Source organism: Chitinophaga sp. (assembly GCF_039596155.1).
Classification (GTDB): domain Bacteria; phylum Bacteroidota; class Bacteroidia; order Chitinophagales; family Chitinophagaceae; genus Chitinophaga.
The window spans coordinates 78169-89972 of the sequence record NZ_JBCNKF010000003.1 but is presented as its reverse complement, the minus strand read 5'-3'; the positions used below and the strand labels follow the sequence as shown (position 1 = coordinate 89972).

9 protein-coding genes are annotated in these 11804 nt (G+C 46.2%); 3 read left to right on the top strand and 6 right to left on the bottom strand.

What is annotated here, in order from left to right; all coding sequences use genetic code 11:
- Positions 1-100: 100 nt before the first annotated feature.
- Positions 101-2275, bottom strand: coding sequence for a hypothetical protein (locus ABDW33_RS04025; RefSeq protein WP_343688782.1), 2175 nt, complete (start codon positions 2273-2275; stop codon positions 101-103).
- A gap of 175 nt (positions 2276-2450) precedes the next feature.
- Here ABDW33_RS04025 and ABDW33_RS04020 point away from each other — a divergent pair, with 175 nt between their 5' ends.
- From ABDW33_RS04020 to ABDW33_RS04010, 3 genes are all read left to right on the top strand, one after another.
- Positions 2451-3206 carry a DUF1003 domain-containing protein gene (locus ABDW33_RS04020; protein ID WP_343688781.1) on the top strand — a complete coding sequence of 252 codons (756 nt, stop codon included), beginning with the start codon at positions 2451-2453 and terminating at the stop codon, positions 3204-3206.
- A 169-nt stretch (positions 3207-3375) separates the two neighbouring features.
- Entirely contained in the window at positions 3376-4059 is a 684-nt protein-coding gene (locus ABDW33_RS04015; protein WP_116853531.1) for a response regulator transcription factor, read from the top strand.
- 106 nt (positions 4060-4165) lie between these two features.
- Positions 4166-5272: an ATP-binding protein gene (locus ABDW33_RS04010; RefSeq protein WP_343688780.1), complete on the top strand. Its 1107-nt coding sequence runs from the start codon at positions 4166-4168 to the stop codon at positions 5270-5272.
- 101 nt (positions 5273-5373) lie between these two features.
- Here the strand turns inward: ABDW33_RS04010 and ABDW33_RS04005 are convergent, their stop codons facing one another.
- The 5 genes from ABDW33_RS04005 to ABDW33_RS03985 form a co-directional block, all read right to left on the bottom strand.
- Positions 5374-6687 (bottom strand): porin, encoded by a 1314-nt coding sequence (locus ABDW33_RS04005; RefSeq protein WP_343688779.1) that lies wholly within the window; start codon positions 6685-6687, stop codon positions 5374-5376.
- A gap of 138 nt (positions 6688-6825) precedes the next feature.
- On the bottom strand, positions 6826-8319 hold the full coding sequence (locus ABDW33_RS04000; RefSeq protein ID WP_343688778.1) for an MBOAT family O-acyltransferase: 1494 nt from the start codon (positions 8317-8319) through the stop codon (positions 6826-6828).
- Complete coding sequence (locus ABDW33_RS03995) at positions 8294-9568, bottom strand: GDSL-type esterase/lipase family protein (RefSeq protein WP_343688777.1); 1275 nt, start codon at positions 9566-9568, stop codon at positions 8294-8296. The genes ABDW33_RS04000 and ABDW33_RS03995 overlap by 26 nt, the downstream gene beginning before the upstream one ends.
- The gene (locus ABDW33_RS03990; protein ID WP_343688776.1) at positions 9540-10988 is read right to left on the bottom strand and encodes a hypothetical protein; all 1449 of its coding nucleotides are present in this window, start codon (positions 10986-10988) and stop codon (positions 9540-9542) included. Before ABDW33_RS03990 ends, ABDW33_RS03995 begins: the two co-directional genes overlap by 29 nt.
- 114 nt (positions 10989-11102) lie before the next feature.
- Positions 11103-11630: a glucosaminidase domain-containing protein gene (locus tag ABDW33_RS03985; protein WP_343688775.1), complete on the bottom strand. Its 528-nt coding sequence runs from the start codon at positions 11628-11630 to the stop codon at positions 11103-11105.
- Positions 11631-11804 lie beyond the last annotated feature (174 nt).

Sequence of the window (11804 nt, the reverse complement as noted above, 5' to 3'; positions counted from 1 at the left end):
GGCAAGGTCAGTTTCGGCTGGCACTGAAACTACCCGCCGATCCCAACAAAAAAGCTCCTGCCTGAGGCAGGAGCTTTTTTGTTGACTATTATTGAATCAGCTATAATTTCTCGTCTTTCATTATCTGCTTGTAGGCCTTGATAAAGATAGCTCCCAGGTTCTTGTGCGGCGGCACGTAATCACTGAACAACTCCCTGTTCCGCGCATCTCCTGCAAACTTCCTGCCCAACACACTCCACATCTCAACCCAGTCCACATTCCGGCCTAATCTCAGTGTCTCATCCAGCTGCCTGATAATCGGCTCGTTTACAAACCTGGTACCTACCTGCTTGGAAGAGATAATATGTGCTTCCGGTGACTTCTCCAATACGATCGCCAGGTTATGATACCCGCCACAAGAACCTAACACTACGATCTTAGCCGTCGCCTGCAGGTTATCCAGTGTTGTATTTACATGATAACTATGGCCCCTGTGAATAAATACCGTCGGGTGTATATCATTCTCATCCAGGTACTCACTCAGCTTCGCTATAGCCTCCTTATCATCCGGCTCTTCCAATGGCAGGTTGGCATAGATCGTAATTGGCTTGCCCTTGATAGAAGTAATAGTCGTCCAGTATTTATTCTTGCTCACTCTCCATTCGCCGGACGGGAAGTTACCCATAAAGCTCACATAAGAATCGTGACCATCTTTATCACCATAGAAGAATACCTGCTGGATAATTCTGCCGCTGTCATTCAGGAGACTGTTGAAAGTGACATAATTGATCGGAGGCAGTTGCAGCTTCGCTGCCATTTCAGTGGCTTTGGAAGAATCACTGACTTTCTCTGTTTCGGTATCGAACAGGCTACCCAGCAGTTCATAGATCACCGTACCTCTTCTATCCTTCTTCTTTGACATATAAGCATAGTTCTTAGCTACCTCTTCCCGCAGGAAGGCCAGCAGCTTTGGATCCCTGATGCTACCAAAGGAATTCGCCACATCCACGGCATCTTCCAGGTCTTCTGTCTTTTCCAGGCTGCTTACATATTTTTTCATCAGGTAGTTGGCATTGGCCGGATCCATAGACTTTAGAAAGTTGTCCAGGGTATTGTAACCAGCCGCCATGGCAATGAATTTCTTAAAACGGTCAAATTCTACCAGCATCAGCAAACTATCACCACGAGGTGGTTTCATGCGAGCCATCATCTGGTCGTACAAGCCCGCGTTGTTATGGTTCGTATAGCTGGAAGTATATAATTCTTCCTGGCCATTTACGATCAGGTAATACAGTTCTTCGGGGGTGAAGTTCTTTACGATAGCAAAGCGAACAGTGGCAGGCTCTTCATGCAGGTCATCCACCTCGCGGATATAGCGGAGTGACTTGGCTTGCAGGTTCTCCATCATCGCTTTCAGTCCCAGTACATGCTCCCCGTTATTACGACGGTGTTGCAGTGCGATGGCACTTTTCACCAGTTGCTTGAAGTAGAGGTCGTCGTTACTCACAATCGTAGTAAGCTTATCGACCGTAGTTGTACCCGCCATCAGCTCATCGATGAAAGGCAGGATCAGTGTCGGCTGACTGGTTTTGCCGATCGCAACGATCTGCTGTACTATAGGATCCGGGTTCTTCCGGATAGCAGCGGCTACCGGAGTGTACGATGTAGCAAATGTCAATACCTGGTTCGGATATTTGCGGGCAACCGCAGCAATCACGGAATCAGTAACAGGGTACTCCAGGTAACCGGAGATCTCTGACATGACTGTTTCCAGGTGATTGAAAGCATATTTTGCAAAGAGCACTTCCCTGGCATCTTTGTAACCAGGATTGTCTTTGAACACGTCGATCATTTTTTCGCCTGCGTCGAAGGAAAGGTTCTGCAGGTAAGGCTTGATAGACTGACCTTTAATATCAGCGGCCATCATATCCTTGTAAGCTTGTACCATAACAGGTGCCTCTTCGGCCTGTATTTTATGATAAGCCCGTTTCACATTATAATCATGCAGCATCACATATAACCCTGACAGGTACTTGATCTTCAACCGGTGATCGAGCGAAGAATCCAGTTCTATCTGGGTTTGCATATCATCCACCTGCTTAATCAGGGCATTGGTCACCTGGAGATTGATCGTCTGATCATCCGACACCTTCACCAGGTCATCTGCTTTGCCATCAAATTTTAGTGCTGCTGCCTGTTCTTTGTCGATATTATCATGGAATCCGATACGTCCGATAGGGATGTCTATCTTCTGAGTACTTTGTGCATGAACCAGACTACCTTGAAAGGCAATCATTAACAGGACTATTATAATTTTTTTCATTAATACAACTATGCTTAATATGGCTAGTATAGCAAATTTACTACCAATTTCCTACAATCCGGAGCAGGCACACTGAAACACTTACTGAACGGGCGTTCCGGCATCTTCGTTTATTTAGTACCTTCACCCCGGAAATCCGCTTTATTTTATGCAAAACTTCATCAGCGATCTTTCTGGCAACGAATTCCCCGCCAGTGAAAAGATCAACTGCAGAAATGTTCGTAAATCCGTTATGGACCTGATTCGTAAAGATCATCCGGAGCTCAGTGGCAAATCGAAGATCTCTCTCTCTGAACTGAATAAATACAGGCAACACTATTTCGAGCACCTTTTTGCCAAAGAAATAGGCGAGCTCACCGAAATGGAGAAAACCGTCATCGAAAAGCTCCGGGACCATGATACACTTACGGACAAACTGGATGACGGCGATGGTAGCCAGCTCACCTTTGGCCAGCGGGTAGCCGATAAGATCGCCGATTTCGGCGGTAGCTGGACCTTCATTATCTCCTTCCTGGTCTTTATACTCATCTGGATGGCGGCCAATATTTTCTGGCTGGCCAACAAAGGCTTTGACCCCTACCCTTTTATCCTCCTCAATCTCATCCTCTCCTGCCTGGCAGCCCTGCAGGCCCCGGTGATCATGATGAGCCAGAACAGGCAGGAAGAAAAAGACAGGCTCCGGGCAAAGAATGATTATATGATCAACCTGAAGTCCGAACTGGAAGTCAGGATCCTGCATGAAAAAATTGATCACCTGATCATCCATCAGCAACAGGATATGATGGAAATGCAGCAAACCCAGATCGAAATGCTGTCCGAAGTGTCGCAGGCTATTAAAAAGTTTAATGCGGAAGGAAACGGCAATCACCGGGAAAGTACTGCCAACCATAAAAAAACTGACTAGGCCGCCCACCAAAACAGTTGAAAATGACGTAAATTCATATGTCTATATTTCCCCGTATACCGGCTGTTATTGAGCCATAGGTTTGAATTAACAATTAGATAATATTAACTTTTCATTAATAGCGGGGCCGGCGATATAATTTTGTGCCGTCTAAAAAATGTCAAATTATATGATGGAACAAGCGGTAGCAGGCAAGATCTTAGTGGTGGATGATGAGCTCGATATTCTTGAGATTATCAGTTATAATCTTAAGTCTGCCGGGTATGATACAGTAACTGCCAAAGACGGAATTGAGGCGATCCAGAAGGCAAAAGTGTTCCGTCCGGACCTGATTATGCTGGACATTATGATGCCCAATAAAAACGGCATCGACACTTGTCGCGAGATCAGAAAAATCCCTGAATTTAAAGACACCATGGTGCTCTTCCTGACCGCACTCAACGATGAGAAATCGGAGGTAGATGGACTCAACATGGGGGCTGACGATTATATTGCAAAACCTATCAAACCCAAGTTGCTCGTAAGCCGCATCAATGCATTGTTCCGCCGTCTGCACAAGACCGAAGAAATGCAGGTACAACTGGGCGATCTGATTATCGACAGAGAGAAATTTACAGTTACCTATAAAGGACAGGAAATCATACTGGCGAAGAAAGAATTTGAATTATTGCAACTGCTGGCATCCAAACCCGGCCGCGTATTCCTTCGCAACGAGATCCTTAACCAGGTATGGGGTACAGAAGTCATCGTAGGCGACCGTACCATCGATGTACACATCCGTAAGATCCGCCAGAAAATTGGTATCGATCTCATTACCACCGTGAAAGGTGTAGGATACAAATTCGAAATGTAATATTCAGTTTAATTGTGTTGATAAAGGCCCGGGGCCGAACCTGGCCGGACAGTCGTTGTAATCACAGATCAAAGGCTACAACAGCTATCCGGAGGTATTCCTTTGTATGGCAAGTGAAAAAAATGGGGTAATTTCCCGGTATTACAATCATTACTCATTGTGGAGTATGTTCAAAGCCAAAAACCTTTCCCCGCAAAAACTGGCGGGTTTTACTGCACTCATTCTCGCAACGGTCATTACGTTGGGGACTGTGATAATAGATAGCGACTGGAAGGTCATCGTCACCGCGTTTGTCCTGACCTTTCTCACGTCTTACTACCTCTATCTGTATACCTTACAGAACTTTATTTACCGGAAGATTAAGCTGATCTACAAATTCATTTATCAGACGAAAGCCTCCAAGCGGGAAGAGTTTTTCAACAAAAATATCCTCCCCCTGAAGACGATCGAGGAAGTGAGTGAAGATGTGGAAAAGTGGGCCAGTCAAAAGAAAGAAGAGCTGGATAACCTGCGCAGAAACGAAGCCTACCGCAAGGAATTCCTGCTGAACCTGAGCCATGAGCTCAAGACACCCATCTTTGCTGTACAGGGATATATCCATACCCTGCTGGATGGTGCCATGGATGATCCAAAAGTGAATAAGCTGTTCCTGAAGAATTCTACCAAGAATATCGAGCGCCTTTGCCGCCTGATCGATGACCTGGATGAGATCTCCAAACTGGAAAGCGGAGAGATGACCATCAATGCAGAAAACTTTGTAATCCAGGATCTTATCAAAGACGTATTTGATACCCTGTCCCTAAAGGCCAATACCAAGGGGATCAAGTTCAATGTAAAGAAAGGATGTGAAGCCCCGATCCATGTACTGGCAGATAAAGAAAAGGTGAGACAGGTGTTGATTAACCTGATTGACAACTCTATCAAATACGGCCGTACTGATGGCCACACTGTAGCAAGCATCTATATTATGGATGATAAGCGGGTACTGGTGGAAATTTCTGATGATGGCATCGGTATTGCTGAAGAGCATCTGCCACGTGTATTTGAGCGTTTCTACCGTACCGATAGAGCACGTTCCAGGGATATTGGCGGCACCGGTCTGGGATTGGCAATCGTGAAGCATATAGTGGAAGCACATGGCCAGACGATCAATATCCGCAGCAAACCGGAGATCGGTAGTACGTTCGGCTTTACACTGGAATCAGGAGAGTAATACACAACTAAACATACAATCAAACAAAAAGCTTTCGCCTCCGGCGAAAGCTTTTTGTTTTTTATACCCGGTTATATCCAGCCATGCGGCTGGTAGGAATACTAAAACCTGTATTGTATTCTACATGTAAACACATTATCCTTTACATCGGCTGTATACCCCTCCAGCGACGTCGCTTCATTCCTCACCCAGTCATAGAACAACATCACCTTGGTATTGGCATTAAAGTAATGTACATACCCCGCACCGAACGTATCATAGCGGATATCTGCTTTTGATAACCCCGCATCCGGATCACCAATCTGCTTTCCCTTTACATCCCGGTTAGGGTCATACCAGTCATATTTCAACACCAGCAAGTCCTGTGGATTGCCCAGGTTCTGCAAAAAATAAAAATAAGCACCATCAAAATTACGGATATACAACGGCGCATTCTGTGTACCAATCATAGGGATGGCAGCCGGCGTTTCCGTTGTACCAGCCGTCGCTGTCTGTACCCCCCGGATGTATTCTCCCCTCAGCTCTGTATACCCTCTTTTACTGCCATTAGGGATCTTCAGCTGCATATCTGCCCCGTAATAATGACGTGGCGCGATCCTGCCGATGTTACTCATGGCTGAATCCACTTTGAAGTTGCCCCCGCTATTGATCCTGTAAATATTGTTTGTGAACTGCTCCATTCCCCCATACAGGCATGAAATACTACCAGACAGGCGCCAGTTGGCCGCATTCAATTGCTGTGGCTTAACAGACAAACGGGCGATCAGGTCCTTGTGACTATCAAAATCAGCGGTAGCGGTAAGTCCCTGTCCATTAAAAAAACCTGCATCCAGCCGCAGAAAACGAAGCGGATGATTGGCACGGCGGGGCTCAAAAGTGACCATTGCGCCAAGATCTCTTTCTGTTTTCATCAGGATTTGTGTCATACGACCACGCTCCGGGGTCTCACGATCACTGGATGACAGGTTGATCTCATACCCGAAAGGACGGGCAAACATACCTGTGGTGATGGAAAAAATATCCCAGCGGTTTTCAAAAAGACGACCAAAGAAGTCCCTGATGAAAACACCTTTTTCCGTGCCATCGAACTGGAATGCAAACTGAACGACCGGCATATTGTCCTTGTTATAATGCTGGTAATCCAGGCGGAAACGGCCACGACGCAGCATAAAACGATTGTTTACATGGTCCGCAAAGTTGCCACCCGCATAAGATTCGATGCCCTTTGCCTGGGCGTATTGAAATTGAGGCTGGATGTAGCCGCTAAACCGTACGGCGTCGTATTTGTGGTATAATGAGATCATACCTTTGCCAAGTTCTGTGGTGGTATCGATCATGTCCATAAGGAACTGAGCCTTTACCAGGGAGGAAAGGAGGAGGAACACACCGACAATCGGCAGGATCTTAAGCCGCATTCAGGAAGAAATTTGCGGCAAAGAAAATGAAAATTAACAATAACTTAAAATAAGCAATCCCTGAGATCTTTCCGGCGGAAAAAATCTCAGGGATCACGGCAGGCTAACCAAAGGCTACCCTGCCTGTCGCGAAAAGATTTAGAACTGCAAATATATCGGCAACATCGTCTGCGAACTCTTCACCTGTGCCAGGAGCCAGATAAACACTACCATAATTACCACATTCCCTACCACAGGTACTTTCCCCAGGAGATTCTCCGCCCCTAACTCCATTTTCTTCGGGAAGAAATGCAGCACAAAACCCATCAGCATCACCCAGAACACGGCTGTATACCCATTATACAGCTCCAGCCACACCTCCGGCTGAAAATCATATACCACCTGGTGCAACAACGACCACGCATCTGCAAAAGTCGAAGCCTTAAAGAATACCCAGCAGAAACACACAAAGTTGAACGTCACAATCACTCCTAACACCTTCAGTACACCTCCCAGCAACCCGGAAGGTCCGCCGCCTTTCTTCTTCAGGTAATCGATTCTCACCTTATCTACCGCCAGCGCGGTTCCATGCAAACCGCCCCAGAATATAAAATTCCAGCTTGCTCCATGCCAGAACCCACCAATCAACATCGTCAACGCCAGGTTCACATACTGCCTTACCTTTCCCTTACGGTTACCCCCCAAAGGAATATACAGGTAATCTCTCAGCCAGCTGGACAACGAAATATGCCACCTGCGCCAGAACTCCGTAATACTACTACTCTGGTAAGGAGAATCGAAATTCGGCGGGATCTTAAACCCGGTCCAGCGGGCAATGCCCAACGCCATATCTGAATATCCTGAAAAGTCACAATAAATGATCAGCGCATAGCCATAAACTCCCAGCAAACACTCTAACCCCGTATGCTTGGCAGGATCATCAAAAATATACTGAACAAAGTTCTGGTTGATAAAATCCGAGATCACCACTTTCTTGAACAAACCACTCACAATCAGGTACATCCCCTTCCCTATATCCTCTCTATCCAATACATATGGCTTCTCGATCTGCGGGATAAAATCTGCCGCTCTCACAATTGGTCCCATCATCAGCTTAGGGAAGAATGAGAGGAAGAACAGGTAGTCCATGAAGTCATCCACCGGCTTGAACTCCCGCTTATATACATCCACTGTATAACTCAGGTTCTCGAATGTATAGAAGGAAATACCGATCGGCAACAGCAACTTCAGCGGATGGATATGCCCCAGCTGCAGGTCATTGATCATCCCGATAAAGAAATCCGTGTACTTAAAGTAAAACAGCAATCCCAGGTTCAGCACGATACTTAATATGAGCAACCGCTTCCTGAATCCCGGCTTCTCCGACTTGTAAATCCACCTGGACAGGTTGAAATCGACCACAGCCGACAGCAATACCAATCCTACATACATGCCGCAGGCCATGTAAAAGAAATACAGGGAGAACACAGTGAACACAGCAACCCTGGCCCGTTTATTATGGCTGGCAGCCAGGTAAAACAGCAGGAACACTGCAAAATAGTACATGAAAAAGGCACTGTTGAACAGGATAGGATTCTCCTTGTTATACGTCAGTAGACTTATGATTTTATTCAGCTCTATCGTCATCTTCATTCACGTTGTAATGTGCGGTAGCGTACTTTTTATATTTTAAATAACTCTGATGCAATGCTTCGTACAGCAATTTCCCCTGCAACTGGTATCCACGTACATTGAAGTGGATATGATCCGGCGACCATCCGCCCGCGAATTCAGATTCCCTGAACCTGTTCTCCGCATTAAAGTTCCAGCATGCAATCCCCTTCTCTTTACAGTAACTCATGATCTGTTGGGTCACAACCGCTATATAAGGATTCGGGTAATAGGAGATCTTATAAAAGGTTTTGTATTTCTTTCCGACCTTTTTCTTAAATGCCCGCTTGCTCACTTTCTTACACTCCGGTGGCGTCGTCAGGAGGATACTTGCTCCCGGCTGGTACCGGCGGATCACTGACACTGTGCTGTCGATCTGGTCCCTGAAACTGGCCGCATTCAATGCACTGTAAGCCTCATTTGTACCCAGCGAAATGATCACCAGCTGTGGTTTCATTACGTCCATCTCCGCTACCAGGGTATTACTGGCATCGTTGTACTGACTGTACATAGCACCATTGATACCTACTGCATTGTACAATACGCCCGGTTTGCCATTGAACAACAGGGCACCATAAAAATGAAACGGCTGACTGCCTTTATCATCCCAGCGAACCTGGAAGTTCTGTACCGGCGACTCAAAGTTCAGTGTGGCTACTTTCACAGTAGAACTGGCATTTCTGAACGGAGGGCCGAAAATATTGATATCTGCACCGGGAGATACAACCGTCGCTTCTTCAGGACCCGCGTCGTAAAAGAGCTCCGCCTGGCTGATATTGTTCTCAGGACTATCTTCCCGCCTGTTATATGCCAGTGCCGGTGAAGACTGTGTAGAGCTGAGTACAATGGCACCCGGCCCTAATACCGAAGGTTTGTATTTGTCTATAATGCGGTCAGCAGACCATCTTGCCGTACTATTCCAGCGGTAATCGCTGGGCCCATTGGTGTTAGCCAGGTTCCAGGGAAATACCCATCCCCGGCCAGCATCTCCGAAATCCCGCTGTAGCAGGGAGGCGGTTGCCTCGGGGAAAAAACCAGCCTGGATATGAGAATCACCCAGGTGCAGTATGGATACAACCATACTATCAGACCTGTCCAGCGAAGCAAAGAACTTAAAGAGTGCGGAATCCTGCGCAATACGGTTCGCCTGACCAGAAGCCAGGCTAACGGTTAACGTCAATATTCCTGCAAAGAATGTTGTTTTATTGATTTTCCACCTGCTTAAATTCATCCATCATAGCTTTATACAGCAGCGCCGCTACTTTGGCTGCTCCCTGTCTGTTAAAATGCGTATGGTCCTTCTGGGCTAACACCGGATCACCATCTACCCACTTTGCCATGGTACCTTCACCCCCCATCGCAGCATACAGGTTCCAGTAAGCAGTACCATGCTGCTTAGCCAGCTCATGCTGATCTTTGAGTAATGCCATTACACCCGGCGCAGTCACCCAGTCACCACCATTTTTATATGATTTGTCAGCTGTACTTACCACCAGGAATGAAGTGCCAGGCATGTCCATTCTCAGGGAATCAATTACCTTCTTCATCGGTTTTGCGTACCAGCTGTAGTCAGTTAACTTCGGTTTGAACAATATATTAGCACCGTACTGGAGAATCACAAGGTCATAAGGATGTTCATTCTGCATCTCCTGTACCAGCGTCTTTGACAACTTGCCTAATTCAATACCGCTGATTCCGCGGAATGAAAAGTTATCTACATACACACCACTATCGCCTTCAAAAGACACGCCATAAAAAGGCGTTGTACTACCACCCGCCCATTTAATCGTCACATTATTTTGTGTAGGGTCCTGGGACCATACAAAACGGTTCACGATATTCTGTTCCTTCAGGGTATATGCCTTATCGTTGATTGTGATATTTGCATTGCCCGCAGGACCATAGAATAACGTAACACGTTCAAATTTGTCAAGGCCTTTCTTTTTAACAGGGGTATAGCGTACATAACTGTTGGCGCCCGGTATAAAGGTATGCCCGGAGATACCGAGCCTGATATCGGCAGGAGGTTGTTGTTTGTAGCTATAGTCTTTCCAGTCTTTGGAAAAAGTATGGGTAATGGTGGTTCTGAAACCTGCTACCACCGAAGTGATGGGTACGAAGCCCACACCACTGCCGCCGAATGCCTTCTGCAGGCTATCCCGCAGGTCTTCCGTGAGCAGGTCTCCTTCAATCATAGAATCGCCAAAGTAGGCAATACGCACTTTCTTACGCTTACCCTGCTTCAACTGTGCCAACGCATCGAGGAAATGCCGGAGCCCGGCAGCTGCCGTATCGGCAGATGGTGGCAGGTGATAACTGATAATGCCTTTATAATTAGTGAAATCAAGATGTCTGTCAGGATCGGGTACATCTGCCAGTTCTGTAGCAAGTGTAGAATCAGCAGCCAGGTCAGCAGCTGTTTCAGAAGAATCTTCGTCGGGAATCTGGGGAATCATAGAACTATCCACCGGAGTATCGTCATCCTGCTGCTTTCTCAGGGAATCGGGCCGCAGATCCGCCAGCATATCCAGCGAGCGGGTTTTAAAACCGGCATAAGTAACAACGTTATCGAACTGGGATAAAGCCACCAGACACACTAAAGCCCCCGTAATGATATAAAAAGGATAGGCAGATTTGTTTTTGCCAGACATGAATTACTCTGATTATTGGATTGGTCTCAAAATCTACTAAAGATAGCGCTATTCCATAACATAATTAAACGCATCTACCTGTGGCAGATGCGTTTAATTATATGCTTTTTACAGTTATTTCTTCGAATAAGCCATTTGCTCATCCAGCTTGTACAGCTTATACCTGCTGATCATTCCTCCAACTCTTCTCTCCCACTCACGTCCTGCTGCGGAATACCCGCTGTTGTTCATGTGCTTCAGCCAGTCTTTATATTTAGCATCCCCCTTCATTTTGGAGTAATACCGCTTTTTCATGACCATTTTGGCAAAATACTGGAAAGAAGCATCGTCAGATGCAAACTCCCTGTACCGTGACCGGTAGGTCACTCCTTTCTTCTTATGGAGCTTGTTGCTGCCCACAATACCGAAGTGATTGTGCAGCAACCGGGCATTTTTGCTGGTTCCCATCCCTGATTCCAGCATCGCAATCCCTAAAATCACACTGGCAGGGATACCGGTCTCATTCATAAGTGCAATCGCCGTTTCCTGGTACTTCGTAACATAACGGTTCCTGCTTTGGGAATACGCACTGTTGCCAAACAGTAAGATCATGCATAGCACTGCACAAAACCAACCTCTGCTGAACATCTTGTTCAATGTCATGGCAGTAATTTTTCTTGTACTGAATAATTTGTGTTTTGTCAATCTCATCCTTATCAGGCGCCAGAAACATTCCTTCTTACCGGCAATATAGTTTAAAAGTTTTTACAATGTGATTATTAAATATCAAAATCTTGTAGGAATGAGGGGCCACATTTACATAAGTCTTTGGGATTC

Excerpts from the sequence above, each read along its gene's own strand:
- ABDW33_RS04025 (WP_343688782.1), bottom strand. The coding sequence starts at position 2,275 with ATGATTGCCTTTCAAGGTAGTCTGGTTCATGCACAAAGTACTCAGAAG.
- ABDW33_RS04015 (WP_116853531.1), top strand. The coding sequence starts at position 3,376 with ATGATGGAACAAGCGGTAGCAGGCAAGATCTTAGTGGTGGATGATGAG.
- ABDW33_RS04010 (WP_343688780.1), top strand. The coding sequence starts at position 4,166 with ATGGCAAGTGAAAAAAATGGGGTAATTTCCCGGTATTACAATCATTAC.
- ABDW33_RS03985 (WP_343688775.1), bottom strand. The coding sequence starts at position 11,630 with ATGACATTGAACAAGATGTTCAGCAGAGGTTGGTTTTGTGCAGTGCTA.
- ABDW33_RS04020 (WP_343688781.1), top strand. The coding sequence starts at position 2,451 with ATGCAAAACTTCATCAGCGATCTTTCTGGCAACGAATTCCCCGCCAGT.
- ABDW33_RS04000 (WP_343688778.1), bottom strand. The coding sequence starts at position 8,319 with ATGAAGATGACGATAGAGCTGAATAAAATCATAAGTCTACTGACGTAT.
- ABDW33_RS03990 (WP_343688776.1), bottom strand. The coding sequence starts at position 10,988 with ATGTCTGGCAAAAACAAATCTGCCTATCCTTTTTATATCATTACGGGG.
- ABDW33_RS03995 (WP_343688777.1), bottom strand. The coding sequence starts at position 9,568 with ATGAATTTAAGCAGGTGGAAAATCAATAAAACAACATTCTTTGCAGGA.
- ABDW33_RS04005 (WP_343688779.1), bottom strand. The coding sequence starts at position 6,687 with ATGCGGCTTAAGATCCTGCCGATTGTCGGTGTGTTCCTCCTCCTTTCC.